Consider the following 21312-nt stretch of genomic DNA (forward strand, 5'->3'; position numbering starts at 1 on the left):
AACGATCCTGGGGGCGGATTATGACAGCATGGTGATGTTGGTGGGACTAAGATTTTGCGATCGCGTAAAAGGTCATGTTTGAAACGTTCCGCCTTTCGCACAAACCCCGGCTAGACCGTTAGATGCAGGTAAGCGGCGATACCGCCCAGGAACATCTGCACAGACAGTGCAATCAATAACATACCCATCACGCGCTCCAGCGCGGTGAGCACGCTTTCGCCAAGGTAACGGAACAGATAGGTCGAACACAGCAGGATGACCGAGGTCGCCAGCCAGGCGCCGAGCAAGGCGATGGCCCAGTCGGCCGTACGGCCCGGCTGGGTATTGGTCAACAGCAACAGCGCAGCCATCGCCGAGGGGCCGGCCACGCCCGGAATCGCCATCGGCACGATGAAAGGCTCGCCCTCACCGGGCTTGCCGAAGATGCCGCCACCATCGGCCGGCGGAAAGACCATGCGAATACCGATCAGGAACAACACGATACCGCCGGCGATACTGATCGACTCCTGCCGCAGCTGCAGCAGCCGGAGAATATGCGTGCCGCCGATCAGGAACACCAGCAGCACGCCGAGCGCGATCAGCAGCTCGCGCACCAGCACCCAGCGACGACGCTTGGGCGCGACGTCCTTGAGCAGGCTGAGGAAGATCGGAATATTGCCGAGCGGGTCCATGATCAGGAACAGCAGGATCGCTGCCGACAAGGTCGTCATCTGCGTTTCCACGATCAGCGTCCCCCTGCAGTAGCGATCAAGACGATGTTTCCCGCCGCAGATCCAGCACCTTGCCGCGTGCCGGCATGCCGGCGGCGCTGAGCAGGTACACCACGGCCTCCGCGGTCGCGTCGGGCAACGGCTGGATCGTCGTGTCCTCGCCAAAATACGCCTGCCGCCGGATCGCCGTGCGCATCGGCGCCGGCAGTATCGCGTGCGTACGCAGCGTACTCTGGTCGGTTTCCTGATGCAGGATTTCCACCAGCCGCTCCAATGCCGCCTTGGATACGCCATAGCCGCCCCAGTGCGCGCGGCCGAGCAGCTCGGGATCGTCCAGCACGAACACCACCGCGGCGTCCTTGGCTTCCTGCAGCAGCGGCATGCACGCCTGGGTCAGCGCAAACGGCGCCGATACATTGACGTGCAGCGCGCGCAGCCAGTCGTCGGGCTTGTGCATCGCCAGAGGGGTGAGGCCGGCGAAGCTCGCCGCCGTGTGCACGATGCCGTCCAGACGTCCGAAATCGCGCTCCAGGCCTTCGGCCATGGCGGTGTAATCGCGCGGCGTAGCCACTTCCATATCCAGCGGATGGATGATCGGCTCGGGCAATTGCTCGGCAATCATCGCGTCGTAGAGTTGTTCGAGCTGACGCTTGCGCTTGCCAGTGATGACCACGGTCGCGCCTGCACGTGCCGCGGCGCGCGCGACGGCACTGCCGAGCCCGCCGTAAGCACCGGTGACCACAATGACGCGACCGGCCAGGCTGGCCGGCGCCAGTTGTTGCCAGTCGGCGGGAAACTGCACGCTGGCCAGACTCATCCGGGCGACGCTCCACTTACATCGGCGACCATGCGCTCGAGTTCGCCCGCGTTTTTCAGATCTTCGACAATGTCGCAACCACCGATCAGCTCGCCCTGGATAAAGAGCTGCGGAAAGGTCGGCCAGTTGGCGTAGTGCGGCAGCGCCGCGCGCATTTCCGGGTCGGCCAATACATTGACCGCATGGAAATCCGCCCCCGCCGCCTTCAACGCCTGCGCGGCGCGGCTGGAAAAGCCGCACATCGGGAATTGCGGCGTGCCCTTCATGAAGAGCACGATCGCGTGCTCGGAGAGGACAGCCTTGATTCGTTCGTTAACGTCCATAGCTTCGGATTTCATCATTACAATGCACGAAGATCGGTAGTGTATCAGTCGAACCACGGCGGCCGTTCGGCCGCGCCGGTCCGACTCCCCTCTAGCCCATAAGCCAAGGAGCCATCAGACATGGCGATTGAACTCCCCGCCCTGCCCTACGAAAAGAACGCCCTGGAACCGCATATCTCTGCGGAAACCCTGGAATACCACTACGGCAAGCATCACCAGGCTTACGTCACCAACCTCAACAACCTGATCAAGGGTACCGAGTTCGAGAACGCGGACCTGGTCGACATCATCAAGAAGTCGTCCGGCGGCGTGTTCAATAACTCCGCCCAGATCTGGAACCACACCTTCTATTGGCACTCGCTCAAGCCCAACGGCGGCGGCGAGCCGACCGGCAAGCTGGCCGATGCCATCAACAAGGCATTCGGTTCGCTGGAGAAGTTCAAGGAAGAGTTCACCAAGTCCGCCGTCGGCAACTTCGGCTCGGGCTGGACCTGGCTGGTGCAGCGTCCGGACGGTTCGCTGGGCATCGTCAACACCAGCAATGCCGCCACGCCGATCACCGGCAGCGACAAGCCGCTGCTGACCTGCGATGTGTGGGAGCACGCGTACTACATCGACTATCGCAACGCGCGTCCGAAGTATGTCGAGGCTTTCTGGAACCTCGTGAACTGGGACTTTGCGGCGAAGAATCTGGCGTAAGCGCCGGGTGATGAGAAACGGGGCCGGCGACGGTCCCGTTTTTTTGTGCCCGAAAGGCCACCTACGCTCTGCAGGAGCGACTTCAGGGGACCTCAAACAACCTCAGCCTTCCCTATCGTCATCCCGGCGCAGGCCGGGATGACGAGCAGGGAGGGGTTTTTTAGGAACTGGCTGAAATCGTTTCTACAACGAAGCAAAAGCAATCAGCGGCTGCACCTGCTCATCACGCTTCAACACACGCGCAATATCACCGGCACGTTTGACCAGCGTCCCGGCATCCACCGCACACACCGTCGCATGCCCCACCTTGCGGCCAACGCGCGACTGCTTTCCATAGTCATGCCAATGCGCATCGGCCATGGACAACACGGGGCTCGGATCCGGCAGCTCGCCAATCCAGTTGAACATCACCGAAAACCCGCGCGCCGACGTATCGCCCAACGGCAAACCCAACACCGCGCGCACATGATTTTCAAACTGACTGGTCACCGCACCTTCGATCGTCCAGTGCCCGGAGTTATGCACACGCGGCGCCATTTCGTTGCCGAGCAATTGACCGTCCTTGACGAACAACTCCAACGCAAATACACCGACATACTCGAGACGCTCGGCAAGCGTGCGCGCTAGGTCGGTAGCGCGCGCTTGCAACGCGTCGATATCGGCCGCCGGCGCAAGACTGAGCGACAACACACCATCGGTGTGCCAGTTCTGTGTCAGCGGCCAGGTGCGGAAATCGCCATCGCGGCTGCGTACGGCAATCACCGAAAGCTCGCGCTCGAACGGCACGAAGGCTTCGAGGATCAGGCCATGCGCCGAGGCCTGTGCACCCAGTGCTTCCCACGCCGCATCGGCATCGGCCAAAGCGCGAATGCGGAACTGTCCCTTGCCGTCGTAGCCGAGCCGGCGCGTCTTGAGGATCGCCGGCGCGCCGATCGATGCGAGTGCGCGATCCAGATCGTCGCGCGTATCGATAGCCATGAATTCGGGCGTACCCAGCCCGCACTCGCGAAACAGCGTCTTCTCGGCCAACCGGTCCTGCGCCACCGCCAAGGCACGCGGCGCCGGAAACACATCGACCTTTTCGGCAAGCCGGTGCGCGGTTTCGGCCGGCACGTTCTCGAAATCGAAGGTCACTACATCGACCTGGGCCGCAAAGCGCTCGAGCGCGTCGTAGTCGGTCCAGTCGGCGGCAATCAGCGGAGCCACCTGGCCGGCACAGGCATCGGGCGCGCTATCGACCACGAGAGTCTTTACACCCAGCGGCGCGGCCGCGATGGCCAACATGCGGGCCAGCTGACCGCCTCCCAAAATGCCCAGTACGGGCTGGCGACGCGACGTACTCACGCGCGCGGGTCCGGGTTGTCCAGGACGGTCTGGGTCTGGCGGGCGCGATAGGCATCGAGCGCCGTGGCCAGTTCCGGATCGTGCAGGGCCAGGATGGCGGCGGCGTACAGGCCGGCATTGACCGCACCGGCGCGGCCGATCGCCAACGTGCCGACGGGAATACCAGCCGGCATCTGCGCGATGGAAAGCAGGGAATCCATACCATTCAAGGCCTTGGACTGCACCGGCACGCCCAGCACCGGGAGCCGGGTCTTGGCCGCCAGCATGCCCGGCAAATGGGCCGCGCCACCGGCGCCGGCGATAATCACGTCGATCCCACGCCCAACCGCCTCTTCGGCGTAGCGGAACAGCAGATCGGGCGTACGGTGAGCCGATACCACCTGGACCTCATGCGGCACACCCAGCTCCGTCAGCACCTGGGCCGCATGCTCCATGGTTTCCCAGTCCGAACGGGAACCCATAACGACGCCGACGCGTGGCGGCTTGGCTGGTGAGGTCATGACTCGGTCACCCAAAAGGGGATATTGTACGGACTTTCCGCGTTTCGGCGCGCTTTTTCGATACCCGTTTCCATGGACAAGCGTCTGCTCGACATCCTTTGCTGCCCCGTCAGCAAGACCCCGCTCCGCCCGACCGGCAAGGCCGAGCTGGAGGCATTAAATACCGCCATCGCCGAGGGCCAGGCCCAGACCGTGGCGGGCGTGGCGCTCAAGGACAAGATTGGCGAGGCGCTGATCACGGTCGACGGCAAGGTGATCTACCGCGTCGACGACGGTATCCCGGTCATGCTGCCCGAAGAGGGCATCGGCACCGTCCAGTTCCGGGATTTTCCCGCCGCGGCCTAAGCCAGGCCAGGCCGGAACCGGCGTTCCCGCGAGGGAATGCCAACTGGGACACCAACTGGGACGTGGCGCGGCCATGCGATTTCGCTTAGTCTTCTACATGCTTGCGGCAACGGACGGCCGCCATCGCGGCGACAACACTTCAGGGGTGTGGCGATGAAAGACGCCAGTGAGCCATCAAACATAGTCAGTTTGAGCCAGCGTCTGGATCCGTCCAGTGAGCGCGGAGGCGCGCTGTTGCATAACGTTCGGGACATCGCCGGCAAGCGTTTGCAGTTGCTGATCAACGGCATGTTCGAGCATGTCGACGATGCGCTGTTCGATCTGGCCGAAAAGGCCGAGAACAACGCCGCGCAGATGCACTACTTCGACGGCATGCGCGAAGTGCGCAAGCGCCGTCCCAGTGTCGAGCGCACTTTTCTCGCCCAGGTCGCTCGCGAGCTGGCCGACTTCGCTACCAGTTACCGCAACCCATCGAGCAACCCGGTAGCCGCTTCGCTGCCGATCGGTTCGGTGGAGCTGTCGCTGGTGGCCGACAACGAACTGGAAGAATCGCTGGCCATCACCAGCATGATCGGCAAGAACGAGACGCGCCTGACGCGCGAACTGTTCGCCGTGAACCAGCGTCTGTCGGTGATCTACGGCGGCATCAAGATCGACGACACCAACAATCCGATCGGCCCCGCCGCACTCGCCCAGGCGTTCCGCCATGCGATGCGCGAGTTGGCCGCGGACATGCGCGTCAAGCTGATCATCTACAAGCTGTTCGACCGTTACGTCATGGCTTCGCTGGATGAGCTCTACCAGGAGGTCAACAACGAACTGGTACGCGCCGGCGTTCTGCCGCAGCTCCGCCACGAACTGCCGCGCAATGCAGCCCAGCGCGGGACCGGCACGGCAGCCGCCAGCGGCAACGCTGTCGACGCCGCCCAAGCCAACGAAACGGCCGAAAGTTTCCTGGCCGAAGATTCGAGCGCCGAGTTGCTGCAAACCCTGCGCACCTTGTTCAGCGCACGCCGCGGGCCGATCGACAGCCGCGCCGCTCCGTTGGGCGGTCCGGTGCAGGTGCCCACGGCCAATGAATTGCTTGGCGCCTTGAGCGTTCTGCAAAGCCAGGCCGCCTCGGGCGTTGCGGTCAGTTCGGGCGTGGCTACTACGCTCGGTTCGACCGAGCTGGCGCTCGAAGTACAACAGCTGAAAGAACAGCTGCTGGTGCAGCTGGGTTCGCTGCGCGGCGAAAAGCCCGGTCATGTCGCCACGATGGACGAAGACACCATCGATCTGGTCGGCATGCTGTTCGAGTTCATTCTCGAAGATCGCAACCTGCCGACCGAGATGCAGGCCATGCTCGCGCGCCTGCAGATTCCGTATCTCAAGGCGGCGATCATCGATCGCAAGCTGTTCGCACACCGCCAGCATCCGGCGCGCCGTCTGCTCGACGGGCTGGCCGATGCGGCCAAGGGCTGGTCGGCCGAGTCGGACCGCGACCATCGCCTGCACGACAAGATCAAATCCGTCGTCGATCGACTGCTGCAGGATTTCGACGACGATATCGGCATCTTCGATCGCCTGAACCTTGAGTTGCAGGAGTTCCAGGACACCAGCCGCCGCCGTGCCGACCTGGCCGAGCAGCGCGTCGCCGAATCCACCCGCGGCCGCGAAAAGCTGGAACAGGCGCGTCGTCGCGCCGCCCGCGAAATCCTCACCCGCATCGGCGATCACACCCTGCCACCGCTGGTGCATGGCGTGCTGACGCGCGCCTGGGCGAACTACCTGGTGCTTACCTTGCTGCGCCAGGGCGAAGATTCCAACGAATTCCGCGAAGCGCTGCGTTTCGTCAACGAGTTCATCGCCAGCACGCGCCCGGTGCGCGAAGCGGACGACCGCCGCGTCCTGCGGCAGATGTTGCCGGGCATCGAGCGCGCATTGCGCCGCGGCCTGGCCAACGTCGCCTTCCAGGAAAGCGATATCGAACGACTGCTGGCGCAGTTGCATACCTATTACCGTCATCAGCTGGGCGAAGCGGTACCCGAGGCTGAAGTCCGCGCAATCGAAGAAGCCACCACGCTACCGATTCCCGAAAGCATCCAGCCGGTGGTCGATACCACCTCGCTCGATGCCGAGCCGGAAATCGACACCGAAGAGCCGTTCGAGGAAAGCCCCGAGCTGGCCAGCGTGCGCGAATTGAAGCCGGGCAGCTGGCTCGAATTCAACACTGGCGAAGACACCACCGAACGCGCCAAGCTGTCGTGGATCAGCCCGATGAGCGGACGCTATCTGTTCGTCAATCGGCGCGGCCTGAAAGTGGGCGACTACTCGCCGTACGAGCTGGCCACCGCGATATCGGGCGGTATGGCGCGCATTCTCGATTCGTCGGCACTGTTCGATCGCGCGCTCGATGCTATCGTTGGCCGTCTTAGCCAAACAGCTGCGGCCTCCGCTACTCGAGAATGACTTCCAAGCTCCCTCTTGACCCGCCCTCGTCCGAAACGATCGAGGCCGATGTAACGCGCGCCTTTGCCGAAGATATCCGCAACGGCGACGCTACCGCCCAACTGATTCCTGCCGATGCACAGGCGCGTGCCGCCCTGACTTGCCGCGAAAACGCGGTGATGGCAGGCATCGACTGGTTCAACGCCTGCTTCCGCAAGCTCGACCCGCAGGTTGCGATCGAGTGGAAGGTGCAGGACGGCGACCATGTCGCGGCCGGCGACGTCATCTGTCATCTGAACGGTTCGGCGCGCGCGCTGCTCAGCGCCGAGCGTTCCGCGCTCAATTTCCTGCAGTTGCTTTCCGGCACGGCAACCGCCACCGCCGAACATGTCGCCAAGGTGGCCGGCAGCCGCACGCGGGTGCTCGATACGCGCAAAACCGTACCGGGTCTGCGTCTGGCGCAAAAATATGCCGTGCGTTGCGGCGGCGGCCACAACCATCGCATCGGCCTGTTCGATGCGATCCTGGTCAAGGAAAACCACATCATCGCCGCTGGCAGCATCAAGGCGGCCGTGGAAGCCGGCCGACGCCTGCATCCCGGTCTTCTGCTCGAAGTGGAAGTGGAGAACTTCGACGAACTGGCGCAGGCGATCGACGCTGGCGTGGACCGCATCATGCTGGACAACTTCACGTTGGCGGATATGCACGAAGCAGTGCGTATCACTGCCGGCCGCATTCCGCTCGAAGTGTCGGGCAATGTAGACCTGACCACCATTGGCGATATCGCCGGCACCGGCGTGGATTTCGTCTCGGTTGGCGCGTTGACCAAGCACGTGCGGGCGATCGATCTGTCGCTGCGGTTGCAGTTCGACTAGCGCACCGCACGAAGATATTCACGAACTTCGAAAAACCTCGCCCTCCATCGTCATCCCGGCGAAGGCCGGGATCTATTCCTCAGTCCTAGCTTGTCAGATGACAGACGGCGAGCGTCTACGCTGAGGAATGGATCCCGGCCTTCGCCGGGATAACGGATTAGGAGGTGGTTTTTATGAGTGCAGCTTCTCGCTACCGCTCCTTGCAACCGCCCCACCCCATCCCCACACTGGCGGCATGGGCAAACTCTCCGACCTGTTCCTGCTATTGGCCTTGCTGGCCATCGTCGGGCTGTGGCTGAAGCTCAATCGCGCGCGCGAGCAGGCAACCGCCGAAGCTCGCCAGCAATGCCTGCGGCATGGCTTGCAGTTGCTCGATGAGACGGTCGGGTTGCGCAGCCTGCGGTTGCGCCGCGTCGGTGGGCAGCTCGGTGTCGAGCGCTGCTACAGCTTCGACGTCAGCATCGATGGCGACGATCGGGAGCCGGGGCGGCTCTGGTTGATCGGAACGGTCATGACCGGTCTGAGTCTGCCCACTATCGAGCTGTATCTGCCTGAGACATCACCCAAGCCGCGGCTGGGCGAAAGCGGCGACAATGTCGTGCCGATACGTCCGCGCGATCGCAACCTGCACTGAAGAGAAAACCCCACCTATTCGTCATCCCGGCGCAGGCCGGGACCCAGTGGCTTCGGTTGTCGGTTCGCAGATGCGTCCAGGCTCTGACGCGACAACCTGGCGATAACGTCACTGGATCCCGGCCTTCGCCGGGATGACGATGGGAACTGAGGTTTGCTTGTCCTTATTTGACGATGCGCAAATGCGAAGCCGAACGCTTGGGCTTCTCGCTGCTGCCCATGTCACTTTCGCTGGTCGGTGGCGGCGTATCGTCTTCCGGACCGGACGGCGGCGGCACATCGCCGCCCTCTTCGGCCGGGAACATCATGCCCTGGCCGTTTTCCTGCGCATAAAGCGCGAGGACCGCCTGGATCGGAATGTAAATCTGCTGGCTCACGCCGGAAAAGCGCGCCTGAAAAGTAATCCAATCGTTGCCCAGATCGAGGTTCGCAACCGCACGCATGGCCAGGTTCAATACCACCTGCCCGTTCTTGATCACCTGCGGCGGCACCCGCACGCCTTCGCGGGCAGCGTCGACCAGCACATACGGGGTGAGGTTGTTGTCGGTGATCCAGTCGTAGATGGCCCGCAACAGGTACGGACGATTGGAAGTCATCGGAATGTTTTCGTCGGTCATCGATAGAGCCTGTCAAGGCCGCCAAGGCCGCCTCGATCGAGGCCGGCCCTCCGGCGGCATACGCATAGTGCAACGCCAGACCGGCTGAAAGCCAGTTCAGGCAGACAGTCCGGCTATGGCTGCCGGATCTTTGGAATAACCCACAAGTTTACGGCCAGATCGCCTTCCCGACGATAGGCGGCTTTGCCACAGGCCAACGTCAGGGCCGCATCGCCTTTTCTTCGGCGGTCATGCTGCGGGCAAAGCCCTGGCTGTGAAACAGGCGTTCGCCGTAGTCCAGGATCGGCTTACCCTCCCGTCCAAGGTCTACCCCCAGCCAGGGCAGGCGCCAGATCACCGGGGCGACCAGGCAGTCGACCAGGCTCATTTCGGGGTTCAGGAAGAACTTGGAGGCCTTGAACAGCGGCAGCGAGGTCAACAGCTGTTCGCGCAGATGCTTGCGGCCGGTATCGGCGACCTTGCCGCCTTCGCGGATGGCGGCGATCTGGCTCAGCCAGTCCAGCTCGATCCGTACCGAGGCCAGGCGCAAACGCGCACGGGACAGCGGATCGATCGGCATCAGCGGGGGATGGGGATAGCGTTCGTCCAGGTATTCGCAGACGACGGCGGTGTCGTAGAGGGTGAGGTCACGATCAACCAGGGTCGGCGTGGTGCCGTAGGGGTTGAGGTCGATCAGGTCTTCCGGAGGCGGCTTGCTCGGGTCGACTTCTACCCGTTCGTAGCTGACGCCCTTGGCCGCCAGGACCAGCCGGACACGGTGACATTGGACGTCATCGGCGGTGGTGTAGAGGGTAAGTACGGTACGCGAACGTGCGCTTTGGACCATGCACTATTCTCCCCTTCAAGAGCAGGCGGCGCGTGTGTGCGCCGCCTGCCTATGACGACCGGACGCCTCAGTGCACGTCCTTCCAGAATTCCTTCTTGAGCATATAAGCCAAGAACGTGAAACCGGCAAGGAACAACAGCACCCAGATACCGTAATGCTGGCGCTGCAAGGCCGCCGGCTCGGCGGCATATTCGAGGAAGTTGGTCAGGTCGCGGGTGGCCTGCTGGTACTGCACCGGGGTCAACTTGCCCGGATGCGACAGCTCCAGCTTCTCGACCGTGTCTTCGCCCGGCTTCTTCACCGCGGTCTGCAGGCCCTGCAGTTCCCACAGCGGGTTGGGCATGGATGCGTTCGGGAATACCTCGTTGTTCCAGCCCACCGGACGACTCGGGTCCAGGTAGAAGGAGTTGAGGTAACCGAACACCCAGTCCGCACCCTTGGCGCGCACTTCCAGCGACAGATCCGGCGGTGCCTTGCCGAAATACTGCTGCGCATTGGCCTCAGGCATGTGCGAGATCACCGGATCGCCAAACTTGGCACCGGTCATGTTGAGGTTGCCCATCACGTCCTTTTCCGACAGACCCAGGTCTTCGGCCAGACGCGAATAGCGCACGTACTTGAGCGAGTGACAGCCCACGCAGTAGTTGAAGAACATCTTGGCGCCGCGCTGCAGCGACGCCTGGTCGCCCACATTGGTGCCAGCGGACGGCAGACCACCCTCTTCGGCGGCCATCGCGGAACTCGCGCCGACCAGCAAACCGAGCGCCAGCGCAATCGAAGAAAAATAACGCTTAGTCATGCGTGGTCACCCGTTCCGGAACCGGCTTGGTCTTTTCCCAGCCTAGATGCGTGTACAGCCACAGGAACACGAAATAGCCGAAGTAGATCAGCGTCATCACGCGACCGAAGGTGTTTTCCCAGACCGTTACGTCGACGTTGCCGAACCACTCGGGGATCACTTCAGCCACCACACCGGCACCGACGGCACCGAGCGAGATGAAGGACACCGCGAACAGACCCAACGCCCACTTGTAGCCCGCGCCGCGATAGCGGATCGAACGTACCTGACCGGCATCGATCCACGGCAGCACGAACAGCACCGCGATAGCGCCGAACATCGCCAACACACCCCAGAACGCCGTACCGAAGAACGACGGGATCATGCGCAAGATCGCGTAGAACGGGGTGAAGTACCACACCGGCTTGATGTGCGTCGGCGTGACCAGGTTGTTGGCCGGGATGAAGTTGTCGTGCTCGAGGAACCAGCCACCGAAGGTCGGCGCGAAGAAGATGATGAACGCGGCGATCAGCAGGAAGAAGCCCACGCCGACCAGATCCTTCACCGTGTAGTACGGGTGGAAGGGAATGGCATCGGCAGGCTTGTTCGCATCCCAGCGGTTGCCCTTGGGACCATGCTTGGTGTCCACACCATCGGGGTTGTTCGAACCCACCTCATGCAGCGCGGCCAGATGCAACACCACCAGCAACAACAACACCAGCGGCAAGGCAATGACGTGCAACGCGAAGAAGCGGTTCAAGGTGGCGTCGGCGGGCAGGAAGTCACCCATGATCCACTGCTGCAACCCGCTGCCGATGACCGGGACGGTGCCAAACAGCGAGATGATCACCTTGGCGCCCCAGAACGACATGTTGCCCCAAGGCAGCACGTAGCCCATGAAGGCCTCAGCCATCAGCGACAGGAAGATCAGCATGCCCAGCAGCCACACCAGTTCGCGCGGCTTCTTGTACGAGCCGTACAGCAGGCCGCGGAACATATGCAGGAACACCACGATGAAGAACAGCGATGCGCCGGTGGAGTGCATGTAGCGGATCAGCCAGCCCCACTCCACGTCGCGCATGATGTACTCGACCGAGTTGAAGGCTTCCGCCGCACTCGTCTTGTAGTTCATGGTGAGGAAGATGCCGGTGACGATCTGGTTGACCAGCACCAACAGGGCGAGCGAGCCGAAGTAGTACCAAAGATTGAAATTCTTCGGTGCGTAGTACTCGGTCATGTGCTTGCGATAGGTCGGCACCAGGTTCGGTGCGCGCTCGTTGACCCAATCGCCAAGCCGCGTGAACACGTTAGCCATCAGCCTTTCTCCCCAGGGGCGACACCGATCTGGATGTGCGTGTCGTCGATGAAGTGATAGTCCGGCACCAACAGGTTCTTCGGTGCGGGCACGCCCTGATAGACGCGACCGGCCATGTCGTAACGCGACTTGTGGCACGGGCAGTAGAAGCCACCCTGCCAGTTCGGATCGAACGGCTCGGGCTTCATCACCGGGACGAAGTCGGGCACGCAGCCCAAGTGCGTGCACAGGCCAACCAGGACCAGCCACTCGGGCTTGATCGAGCGGCTTTCGTTCTGCGCGTACTTCGGCTGCTGCTCAGCCGAGATCGCGTCGGACTTGGGGTCGACGACTCGGCTGTTCTGGCTCGGCAGCGCATCGAGCTGCGCCTTGGAACGGTTGACTACAAATACAGGAAGACTACGCCACGCGAAGGTGACCATCTGGCCCGATTCGATCTTACCGATATCGGCGGTAACCGGAGCACCCGCAGCTTTCGCGCGCGCACTGGGTTCCCAGGATTTGACAAAGGGCACAACCGCCGCGACGACTCCCACACCACCAACCACCGCGGTGGTTGCTGTGAGGAAACGGCGGCGGCCATGATCGACGACTTCGTTCGCCATCAGGCTCTCCGGTACTTGCATGCCATTGAGGTGCAGGGACTACCGACCCACTCGAACCAGAATCTGTTATCCCCAAAAATCGCGTTAGTGTAGCGTCAGCCCCTGACTCGTACAATCAAAGCGAACAATGGGCTAAAGCCCTGACGACCTTGGCCCATCACGTAAGCAACGCAGCGAAACTTTTCACGACATGAAACATGCCGCCGGCACGCTCGCCTTTATTGCCCGCTTCGTCGTCCTGGGGCTGGCGGCTGCGTTCGTGATCAGTCTGCTGTGGCCCGGCGTCGGCGAGCGGCTGCGCTCGGGCATCGGCTTGACCGGCGCGCACAATGCTGCGCCCAGCACGAGCATGAGTCAGGCACCGGCACTCCCGCGCCAGGCCGGGCCGGTCTCGTACGCCGACGCCGTCGCCAAGGCGGCGCCGTCGGTGGTCAATATTTACGCAAACAAGATCGTCACCGCACGCGCCATGCAGATGTACTCCGACCCGGTGTTGCGCCGGCTGTTCGGTGGCATTCCCACCGGGCCGGCCTACCAGAAGCGCGAACAAAGCCTGGGCTCGGGCGTGATCGTCAACAACCAGGGCTATGTGCTGACCAACAACCACGTCATTTCCAACGCGGACGACATCCAGGTGTTGCTCTACGACGGCCGTGTCGCCAAGGCCAAGGTCGTGGGCGCGGACGACGAAACGGATCTGGCCGTGCTCAAGATCGACGTGGCCAACCCGCCGGTGATCCAGATCGCCGACGAAAAACATATCCGTACCGGCGACGTGGTACTGGCGATCGGCAACCCGTTCGGCCTGACCCAGACCGTGACCATGGGCATCATCAGCGCGATCGGCCGCCAGCTCAGCAGCACCAGCCCCGAGGACTTCGTGCAGACCGATGCCGCCATCAACCTGGGCAATTCCGGCGGCGCACTCATTAATACGGAAGGCGAACTGGTCGGCATCAACACCTCGCTGATCGGCAAGGCGGCCAATGCCGAAGGCATCGGCTTTGCCATTCCCGTAGGTACGGCCAAGCGCGTGCTGGAACAATTGATCGATACCGGCCACGTAGTGCGCGGCTGGATGGGCGCCGACTACGGCTTCGTCGCGATCTCCGCCGACAGCGGCCTCCCTGCAGCCGCACGCGGCGCCCAGGTAACGGATGTCTATCCCGGCGGCCCCGCCGCCCAGGCCGGCATCCAGGCGCACGACATCCTGTTGCGCATCGGTTCGGAAGATATCGTCGACCCGGCCGATCTACGCCGCCACGAGGCGGCACTCAAGCCGGGTAGCAAGGTGAAGGTATCGGGCTTGCGCAATGGCGCGCCGTTCAGTGCGGAGGTGACCTTGGCGCAAAGGCCGCCAATGACGCCGACGGCCTCGCTGGACGGATAACGCCGCTCAGCCTTTGCCAGGCCCCGTCATCCCCATCGCCGCCACCGGCGGCAACCGTGGCGTCGCTGTCCCATAGCGCTTGCGCAACGTGCCCACACGTTCGACGTAAACCTGGGTTTCCGCGTACGGCGGCACGCCGTTATAGCGCAGCACCGCCGTGGCACCTGCGTTATAGGCAGCAGCAGCCAGGCGCTCGTCGCCGTTGAAGTTGCGCAATAGCAACGCAAGATAACGCGCGCCGCCGCGAATGTTCTGATCCGCGTCGAAGGCATCGCGCACACCCATGTCGTTGGCCGTCGCCGGCATCAACTGCATCAGGCCCTGCGCGCCCTTGATCGACAAGGCGCGCGGGTTGTACGCGCTTTCGGCGTGGATGATCGCGCGCAGGAATGCTTCGTCGACGCCAAACTCGACACTGGCTGCACGAATGGTCTCCGCGTACTCCGTAAGATGGAGCGCGACGCTATCCCAATGGATCGGCGAGCGCAGATTGCAGGCCGCGCAGGTGGAGATGTAGCTGAAAAGCATGGTGACCGCGCGCCCCTTTTCTCCCGCAGGCGCGACGTTGGTGTACTCCACCGAGCCATCGGCATGCACCACGCGATACACCGAACCGCGCAGCACACGCTCGCCCGGTGCGGCGATCGCGGCGGCGGTATCGTCCAGTGCTTTTTTCGATTCCGAGTACGTCCATTGGCCGGGCTTGCCCGCTGGTGCCGGCGGCACCGGCACGCGCGCCGATGTTTCGGTATCGCCCTGCACCTGAGCCAGTGAAGGCTCGAACGAGCCGGCAACTGGACGGGCTGTCGTCTCGACCGAGCCACGCACGCCGAGCACCGAAGCGATCGGTGCCGACGCGGCTCGCGCCGGGCGCGGCGCCGGTGCCGACGTTCCCGGCAGCTTGTGGCAATCGCTATAGCCTGCCGTGCTGTTGCTGAAAACCGTCTCGCCGCTGGAACCTGTGCAGCGATAAAGGCCGCTTGCCTTGGCCAACGCCGGGCACAGTGCGACGCAGACGAGCAGCAGGCTGGTCGCTCCGAAACGAGCTATCGGCGGGAATACGGCTGAAAACATGCTGCGGAGTGTGCAGGTCTGCGGGATGGCGCTCAATAGTCGAACTTTGAAAGCGTGCGCTTTGGCAGGAACTAGAGCGCCCCCTCACCCCAACCCTCTCCCCCGGCTGAGCCAGGGGAGAGGGAGCCTAACTGAGACAGCCTCATTGTCTGGCACTTGCGTAGCCTGCCATCTTCCCTGGCTTTGCCGGGGGAGAGGGTTGGGGTGAGAGGGCTTCCATCCTCTTTAAGTCCTTGATCCGCCAGCCCCGCCCGACTGGCAGCTCGCCCCGGGTCGGCGTAAACTACGCGGTTCGGCGCAAAGCGCTTCTGCCTCCCCGATCGGTACCCAACGCCATGAGCGGCAAGCTTTTCATCAAGACCCACGGCTGCCAGATGAACGAGTACGACTCGGCCAAGATGGCCGACGTGCTCAAGGCATCGCACGGCCTGGAGTTGACCCAGGACGAGTCCGAAGCGGACGTTATCCTGATCAACACCTGCTCGATCCGCGAAAAGGCCCAGGAAAAGGTCTTCAGCCAGCTCGGCCGCTGGAAGGAGCACAAGCAGGGCGAAAAGCAGGTACTCATCGGTGTCGGCGGCTGCGTGGCTTCGCAAGAAGGCGACGCGATCCTCAAGCGCGCGCCCTATGTCGACCTGGTCTTTGGTCCGCAGACCCTGCACCGCCTGCCCGAGCTGATCGAAGCCAAGCGCGCCACCGGCAAGTCGCAGGTGGACATCAGCTTTCCGGAAATCGAAAAGTTCGACAGCCTGCCCGAGCCTCGCGCCGAGGGCCCGACCGCCTTCGTGTCGATCATGGAAGGTTGCTCGAAGTACTGCTCGTATTGCGTGGTGCCCTATACGCGCGGCGAGGAAATCAGCCGCCCGTTCGATGACGTGATCGTGGAGGTCGCCCAGCTCGCCAGCCAGGGCGTGCGCGAGGTGAACCTGCTCGGCCAGAACGTCAATGCGTATCGTGGTCCGACACACGACGGCGGCGTGGCCGATCTGGCCGTGCTGATTCACGCGATCGCGCAGATCGAAGGCATCGGCCGCATCCGCTTCACCACCTCGCATCCGCTGGAGTTTTCCGACTCGCTGATCGAGGCCTATGCCAGCGTGCCGCAGTTGGCGAACTACCTGCACTTGCCAGTGCAGGCAGGCTCGGACCGCATCCTAAGCGCCATGAAGCGCGGCTACACCGCGCTCGAATTCAAACAGAAGATCCGCAAGCTGCGCGCCGTGCGCCCGGACATCTGCGTGTCCTCGGATTTCATCGTCGGCTTCCCCGGCGAGACCGATGAAGATTTCGAAAAGACCATGAAGCTGATCGACGATGTCGGCTTCGACCAGAGCTTCTCCTTTATTTTCTCTTCGCGCCCGGGCACACCGGCAGCCAACATCGCCGACGACACGCCGATGGCCGTCAAGCACGAACGCCTGACCCGACTGCAGGCCGTGCTCAACGCCAATGCGAAGAAGATCAACGACGCCATGGTCGGCAGCGTGCAGCGCGTGCTGGTCGAAAAGACCAGCCGCAAGAACGCCAACGAGCTCACCGGCCGCACCGAAAACATGCGCTACGTGAACTTCCCCGGCCACACCCGCCTGATTGGCCAATTCGTCGACGTGGTGATCACCGAGGCGATGAGCAATTCGCTGCGCGGACGACTCAGGATGCAGGACGAAACCACCGATAACCCGGTCGCCCTCGCCTCGTGACGGAGCCGCTACGCGTTCGACAGATCGAGGCCGACGAGTTCGAACGCGTTTGGCCGTTGTTTCAAACTGTCATCGCCGGTGGCGATACTTATAGCTATCCGCCCGATCTCGACATCGAGCAGGCGCGCGCATGGTGGACGACACCGCCCTGCCGCTGCTTCGTCGCCGAACGCAATGACAAGGTTCTTGGCTGCTACATGCTCAAGCCCAATCAGCCGGGCCTGGGCGATCATGTGGCCAATGCTGGCTACATGGTGTCGCCGGCAGCGCGCGGGCAAGGTATCGCGTCCATGTTGTGCGAACACTCCATGGGCGAAGCGCGTCGTAGCGGGTTCAGCGCGATGCAGTTCAATTTTGTGGTTTCGACCAATACCACCGCCGTGCGCTTGTGGCAGCGCCATGGCTTCCAGATCGTAGGCCAGGTCCCCGGCGCCTTTCGCCATGCCGAGTTGGGGCCGACCGACATTTATGTGATGCATCGAACGCTATGAGCGACGGACTCAACCAACGCGATTTCACCCTGGAGCCGGCCGACAACGCGCGACTGGCCAACCTGTGCGGCCCGTTCGACGAACACCTGCGCCAGGTCGAACTGCGCCTGGGCGTGGAGATCGATCACCGCGGTGAGCTGTTCCAGGTGATCGGCGAAGAAGGCGCCGCCCGCGCTGCCGAAAAAGTGCTGCGCGCGCTCTATGCCGAAACGGCCAAAGACGCGCTCACCGGCGCGCGCATCAACCTGCATCTGGCCGAGTCGGGCATCGATGCCATGGTTGATGAAGCCGCCGAAGGCGCACAGGAAGTCACCATCCGGGTGAAGCGCGGCGTGATCAAGGGCCGCGGCCCGAACCAGGCGCGCTACCTGCACGCGATCACCACGCACGACATCAACTTCGGTGTCGGCCCGGCGGGCACCGGCAAGACCTATCTGGCTGTGGCCAGTGCGGTCGAAGCGTTGGAAGCCAACCGCGTACAGCGCCTGCTGCTGGTGCGCCCCGCTGTCGAAGCCGGCGAAAAGCTCGGCTTCCTGCCCGGCGACCTGTCGCAAAAAGTCGACCCTTACCTGCGCCCGCTATACGACGCGCTGTACGAGATGCTCGGCTTTGAGAAGGTCGCCAAGCTGATCGAGCGCAACGTGATCGAAATCGCTCCGTTGGCGTATATGCGCGGGCGTACCCTCAATGATTCGTACGTGATCCTCGACGAAGCGCAGAACACCACGGTCGAACAGATGAAGATGTTTCTGACCCGCATCGGCTTTGGCTCGGTGGCGGTGATCACTGGCGACGTCAGCCAGATCGACCTGCCCCGCCACGTGCGCTCGGGCCTGCGCCACGCCATCGAAGTACTGCGCGGCGTCGACGGCATCAGCTTTACCTTCTTCACCTCGCGCGACGTGGTGCGCCACCCGCTGGTGGCCAAGATCGTGCGCGCCTATGAAGCCTTCGAAGACGCCGACAAATCCAACGCCAGGCCGGACAATGCCCCCCGTTGAGCATCAGGTTCATGTGAGCTACGGCGTCGCCCGGTCCGGAGTGCCTTCGGCTGCCAGCTTTCGTGAGTGGGTAAACGCCGCCCTGGTCGGCGCCAAACGGCGCCGGCAGGCCGAGCTTTCGATCCGCATCGTCGATGCCACCGAAGGCCGGGAGCTCAACCGCGACTACCGCGGCAAGGACTACGCCACCAACGTGCTGTCCTTCCCCGCCGAACTCCCGCCAGGCGTCCAGTTACCCCTGATCGGCGACCTGGCGATCTGCGCCCCGGTAGTCGCCCGTGAAGCCGCCGAACAAGGCAAACCGCCGCGCCATCACTGGGCCCATATGACCGTCCACGGCGTGCTGCATCTGCTTGGCTATGACCATATGGTCGACGCTGAGGCAGAGGCGATGGAGGCCCTGGAGACACGGATTCTGGCCAAGCTTGGCATTGCCGATCCCTACTGATCGGGAAACGGGAATTACCTCGGTTTCCATCGTCGTCCCGGCGAACGCCGGGACCCAGTGCCTTACGCTTCAATATGTTGAAGACGCTGGATCCCGGCGTTCGCCGGGATGACGAATAGGAGAGGTTCCCCAGGAACGCACCAGAGCCGCCCTTGTCCCTGAATCGAAACGCTTTTTCCGATAGACTCCAATTTCCGCCCGCATATGGGCTGCATTCGCAAGAGTAATGAACGAGGACCCTGGCAGTACCAGCGGCCCGGCCCACCGCTCCTGGTGGGATCGACTGGGCCACATGTTTTCCGGCGAGCCGCGTAATCGCCAAGAGCTCATCGAGGAGCTGCGCGCCGCCCAGGCCAAGGGCCTGCTCTCGAACGACACCCTGACCATGGTCGAGGGTGCGATCAAGGTGACCGAACTGAGCGTCGACGACGTGATGGTGCCGCGCACCCAGATCGTCATGCTCTCGGCCGAAGCCCCGCTCACGGACATTCTTGCCACCGCGGTCGAATCGGGACACTCGCGTTTCCCGGTACACGGCGAGGACAAGGACGAGATCGTCGGCATCCTGCTGGCCAAGGACCTGCTGAAGTATGTCGGCGACGGCCACGCCTTCGACATCCACACGATCCTGCGCCCGGCCGTATTGATCCCCGAATCGATGCGCCTGAATGTGCTGCTGGCCGAGTTTCGCCACACGCGCAACCACATGGCGCTGGTGGTCGACGAATACGGCGGTGTCGCCGGGCTGATCACCATCGAAGACGTGCTCGAACAGATCGTCGGCGAAATCGACGACGAGCACGACGACGAGGAAGAGCCGCAGCTGATGCACCCGCAGGCCAACGGTAGCTGGCTGGTCAGCGCGCTGACCCCGATCGCCGACTTCAACGAGCAGACCGGCGCGGACTTCTCCGACGAAGAATTCGACACCGTCGGCGGCATGACCACGTCCGAGTTCGGCCACCTGCCGGAGGTGGGCGAGGAAATCGCCATCAGCGGCTACCTGTTCCACGTCACCGAAGCCGATGATCGTCGTGTTCAACAGTTCAGAGTCACTCGCCACACCAACGGCGAATAGACCACCCAATACGAGCCTCAGTCAGTCCCCTCTCCCCTGGCTCCGCCGGGGGAGAGGGTTAGGGTGAGGGGGCGCTCTCCATCCAACGCGGACTCTCGCTTGAACACTACCCTCTCTCGCTGCGCCGCGTTTTTCCTGCTCCTCTGCCTGGCCATCCTCCCGGCCCACGCCGACGTCGCCAACGCCCCCGGCGCCAACCTCGAAGTCTCCCTGATCACCTATGGTCCTGGCGAAACCTACTGGGAGCGCTTCGGCCACGACGCCATCGAGATTCGCGACACCGTCAGCGGCGAAGCGGTGAACTTCAACTACGGCGTGTTCGACTTCGACGAAAGCGGATTCCTGTTCAACTTTGCCCGCGGCCGCATGCACTACCTGATGGACGCCGCACACAGCGAAGACGACGAGCGCTACTACGTCGAAACCGGCCGCTCAGTCACACGGCAGCGCCTGGCCTTTACGCCCGAACAAGCCACCGCCCTGCGCGACTACCTGCTATGGAACCTGCGCCCGGAAAACGTGCGCTACGACTACGACTACTACGTCACCAATTGCAGTACCCGCGTACGCGATGCGCTGGACAAGGCGCTGGGCGGCATTCTGAAAACGGCCTTGCAGGCGAAGCCCGGCGGCATGACCTATCGCCAGCAAACCGCACGCCTGATGAGCAACCAGTCATGGCTGATGCTGATCCTCGACCTCGGCCTGGGCCCCTACGCCGACCAACCACTCAACGCCTGGCAGGAAAGCTTCCTGCCGATGGTGCTGCAGCGCGAACTGGCCGGGATCAAGACCGGCGACACCCACTCACTGGTCGTCGACGAACAAGTCCTCTCGCCCAACCGTCTGCAGTCACCGCCAGATAACGCGCCGGACCTGCGCCTGCCGTTGGCCATTGCCGGCCTGGTGTTCGCGGCTCTGTTGATCGCACTGCAAAGGGTCTGGCCGATCGGCTACGCCCTCCTCGCCAGCCTCTATCTGCTGCTGGCCGGTGTCGTCGGCGTCATCTTGCTGATCCTCTGGCTAGGCACCGCCCATCACTCCGCCTGGGCCAACGCCAACCTGCTGCTGTTCAATCCGCTGGCATGGCTGCTATTGGCCAGCGTGTGGCGAGCCCGCCGTGGCGTGCCGGCATCGCGCTTTGCCAATGGCGCACTTGTCGTGCAGCTCGTGGCGGCGCTGCTTGCCATCGGCTTGCACCTGCTGCCAGGCATCGTGCAGCAGAACCAGCCCTGGCTCCTGTTTGCCCTGCCCTGCTGGCTGGCCTTGGCTTTCACGTTGCGCAGAAATCGCCCAGTCTAGGCCGTCATTGC

General features: G+C 63.1%; 23 protein-coding genes. 12 read left to right on the plus strand and 11 right to left on the minus strand.

Annotation, left to right across the window (positions count from 1 at the left end; translation table 11 throughout):
- Nucleotides 1–110: 110 nt before the first annotated feature.
- From ACZ6WW_RS01950 to grxD, 3 genes are read right to left on the minus strand one after another with little or no spacing between them, the layout of a single operon-like run.
- Nucleotides 111–710: a YhgN family NAAT transporter gene (locus tag ACZ6WW_RS01950; RefSeq protein WP_281852317.1), complete on the minus strand. Its 600-nt coding sequence runs from the start codon at nucleotides 708–710 to the stop codon at nucleotides 111–113.
- Nucleotides 711–747: 37 nt separating this feature from the next.
- Nucleotides 748–1527 carry an SDR family NAD(P)-dependent oxidoreductase gene (locus tag ACZ6WW_RS01955; protein ID WP_465272734.1) on the minus strand — a complete coding sequence of 260 codons (780 nt, stop codon included), beginning with the start codon at nucleotides 1525–1527 and terminating at the stop codon, nucleotides 748–750.
- On the minus strand, nucleotides 1524–1850 hold the full coding sequence (grxD, locus tag ACZ6WW_RS01960; protein ID WP_281852315.1) for a Grx4 family monothiol glutaredoxin: 327 nt from the start codon (nucleotides 1848–1850) through the stop codon (nucleotides 1524–1526). Before grxD ends, ACZ6WW_RS01955 begins: the two co-directional genes overlap by 4 nt.
- Nucleotides 1851–1970: 120 nt before the next feature.
- Here grxD and sodB point away from each other — a divergent pair, with 120 nt between their 5' ends.
- Nucleotides 1971–2549, plus strand: a complete 579-nt coding sequence (sodB, locus tag ACZ6WW_RS01965) for a superoxide dismutase [Fe] (RefSeq protein ID WP_281852314.1) — start codon at nucleotides 1971–1973, stop codon at nucleotides 2547–2549.
- A 183-nt stretch (nucleotides 2550–2732) separates the two neighbouring features.
- Here sodB and ACZ6WW_RS01970 read toward each other — a convergent pair whose 3' ends face one another.
- Together ACZ6WW_RS01970 and purE are read right to left on the minus strand one after the other, a co-directional pair.
- Nucleotides 2733–3893 (minus strand): 5-(carboxyamino)imidazole ribonucleotide synthase, encoded by a 1161-nt coding sequence (locus tag ACZ6WW_RS01970; protein ID WP_465272735.1) that lies wholly within the window; start codon nucleotides 3891–3893, stop codon nucleotides 2733–2735.
- Complete coding sequence (purE, locus tag ACZ6WW_RS01975) at nucleotides 3890–4393, minus strand: 5-(carboxyamino)imidazole ribonucleotide mutase (protein WP_281852313.1); 504 nt, start codon at nucleotides 4391–4393, stop codon at nucleotides 3890–3892. The genes ACZ6WW_RS01970 and purE overlap by 4 nt, the downstream gene beginning before the upstream one ends.
- Nucleotides 4394–4465: 72 nt before the next feature.
- Here purE and ACZ6WW_RS01980 point away from each other — a divergent pair, with 72 nt between their 5' ends.
- The 4 genes from ACZ6WW_RS01980 (at nucleotide 4466) to ACZ6WW_RS01995 (ending at nucleotide 8677) form a co-directional block, all read left to right on the plus strand.
- A complete protein-coding gene (locus ACZ6WW_RS01980; protein ID WP_281852312.1) occupies nucleotides 4466–4738 on the plus strand; it encodes a Trm112 family protein in 273 nt (90 codons plus the stop codon).
- 153 nt (nucleotides 4739–4891) lie between these two features.
- Nucleotides 4892–7189: a DUF1631 domain-containing protein gene (locus tag ACZ6WW_RS01985; RefSeq protein WP_465272736.1), complete on the plus strand. Its 2298-nt coding sequence runs from the start codon at nucleotides 4892–4894 to the stop codon at nucleotides 7187–7189.
- Nucleotides 7186–8043 carry a carboxylating nicotinate-nucleotide diphosphorylase gene (nadC, locus tag ACZ6WW_RS01990; protein ID WP_465272737.1) on the plus strand — a complete coding sequence of 286 codons (858 nt, stop codon included), beginning with the start codon at nucleotides 7186–7188 and terminating at the stop codon, nucleotides 8041–8043. Before ACZ6WW_RS01985 ends, nadC begins: the two co-directional genes overlap by 4 nt.
- Before the next feature lie 235 nt (nucleotides 8044–8278).
- Nucleotides 8279–8677: a DUF3301 domain-containing protein gene (locus tag ACZ6WW_RS01995; protein WP_465272738.1), complete on the plus strand. Its 399-nt coding sequence runs from the start codon at nucleotides 8279–8281 to the stop codon at nucleotides 8675–8677.
- Nucleotides 8678–8840: 163 nt separating this feature from the next.
- Here ACZ6WW_RS01995 and ACZ6WW_RS02000 read toward each other — a convergent pair whose 3' ends face one another.
- From ACZ6WW_RS02000 to petA, 5 genes are all read right to left on the minus strand, one after another.
- Nucleotides 8841–9272 (minus strand): ClpXP protease specificity-enhancing factor, encoded by a 432-nt coding sequence (locus ACZ6WW_RS02000; protein ID WP_465273003.1) that lies wholly within the window; start codon nucleotides 9270–9272, stop codon nucleotides 8841–8843.
- A gap of 220 nt (nucleotides 9273–9492) precedes the next feature.
- Nucleotides 9493–10119 (minus strand): glutathione S-transferase N-terminal domain-containing protein, encoded by a 627-nt coding sequence (locus ACZ6WW_RS02005; protein ID WP_465272739.1) that lies wholly within the window; start codon nucleotides 10117–10119, stop codon nucleotides 9493–9495.
- 67 nt (nucleotides 10120–10186) lie between these two features.
- Nucleotides 10187–10918, minus strand: coding sequence for a cytochrome c1 (locus ACZ6WW_RS02010; RefSeq protein WP_281852306.1), 732 nt, complete (start codon nucleotides 10916–10918; stop codon nucleotides 10187–10189).
- Entirely contained in the window at nucleotides 10911–12212 is a 1302-nt protein-coding gene (locus ACZ6WW_RS02015; protein WP_465272740.1) for a cytochrome b, read from the minus strand. The genes ACZ6WW_RS02010 and ACZ6WW_RS02015 overlap by 8 nt, the downstream gene beginning before the upstream one ends.
- Entirely contained in the window at nucleotides 12212–12817 is a 606-nt protein-coding gene (gene petA, locus ACZ6WW_RS02020) for a ubiquinol-cytochrome c reductase iron-sulfur subunit (RefSeq protein WP_281852304.1), read from the minus strand. The genes ACZ6WW_RS02015 and petA overlap by 1 nt, the downstream gene beginning before the upstream one ends.
- 190 nt (nucleotides 12818–13007) lie before the next feature.
- Here petA and ACZ6WW_RS02025 point away from each other — a divergent pair, with 190 nt between their 5' ends.
- Entirely contained in the window at nucleotides 13008–14207 is a 1200-nt protein-coding gene (locus ACZ6WW_RS02025) for a S1C family serine protease (RefSeq protein ID WP_465272741.1), read from the plus strand.
- Between the two features lie 6 nt (nucleotides 14208–14213).
- Here ACZ6WW_RS02025 and ACZ6WW_RS02030 read toward each other — a convergent pair whose 3' ends face one another.
- Nucleotides 14214–15281: a lytic transglycosylase domain-containing protein gene (locus ACZ6WW_RS02030; protein WP_465272742.1), complete on the minus strand. Its 1068-nt coding sequence runs from the start codon at nucleotides 15279–15281 to the stop codon at nucleotides 14214–14216.
- Between the two features lie 335 nt (nucleotides 15282–15616).
- Here ACZ6WW_RS02030 and miaB point away from each other — a divergent pair, with 335 nt between their 5' ends.
- From miaB to ACZ6WW_RS02060, 6 genes are all read left to right on the plus strand, one after another.
- Nucleotides 15617–16981 carry a tRNA (N6-isopentenyl adenosine(37)-C2)-methylthiotransferase MiaB gene (gene miaB, locus ACZ6WW_RS02035; protein ID WP_465272743.1) on the plus strand — a complete coding sequence of 455 codons (1365 nt, stop codon included), beginning with the start codon at nucleotides 15617–15619 and terminating at the stop codon, nucleotides 16979–16981.
- Nucleotides 16978–17472 carry a GNAT family N-acetyltransferase gene (locus tag ACZ6WW_RS02040; protein WP_465272744.1) on the plus strand — a complete coding sequence of 165 codons (495 nt, stop codon included), beginning with the start codon at nucleotides 16978–16980 and terminating at the stop codon, nucleotides 17470–17472. The genes miaB and ACZ6WW_RS02040 overlap by 4 nt, the downstream gene beginning before the upstream one ends.
- Complete coding sequence (locus tag ACZ6WW_RS02045) at nucleotides 17469–18473, plus strand: PhoH family protein (protein WP_465272745.1); 1005 nt, start codon at nucleotides 17469–17471, stop codon at nucleotides 18471–18473. Before ACZ6WW_RS02040 ends, ACZ6WW_RS02045 begins: the two co-directional genes overlap by 4 nt.
- On the plus strand, nucleotides 18460–18921 hold the full coding sequence (ybeY, locus tag ACZ6WW_RS02050) for an rRNA maturation RNase YbeY (RefSeq protein WP_465272746.1): 462 nt from the start codon (nucleotides 18460–18462) through the stop codon (nucleotides 18919–18921). The genes ACZ6WW_RS02045 and ybeY overlap by 14 nt, the downstream gene beginning before the upstream one ends.
- A 226-nt stretch (nucleotides 18922–19147) precedes the next feature.
- Nucleotides 19148–19999, plus strand: a complete 852-nt coding sequence (locus tag ACZ6WW_RS02055) for an HlyC/CorC family transporter (RefSeq protein WP_465272747.1) — start codon at nucleotides 19148–19150, stop codon at nucleotides 19997–19999.
- Between the two features lie 99 nt (nucleotides 20000–20098).
- Complete coding sequence (locus ACZ6WW_RS02060) at nucleotides 20099–21301, plus strand: lipoprotein N-acyltransferase Lnb domain-containing protein (protein ID WP_465272748.1); 1203 nt, start codon at nucleotides 20099–20101, stop codon at nucleotides 21299–21301.
- The last annotated feature ends 11 nt before the right edge of the window (nucleotides 21302–21312 follow it).

The sequence above is a fragment of the Dyella sp. NPDC103356 genome, assembly GCF_055584465.1.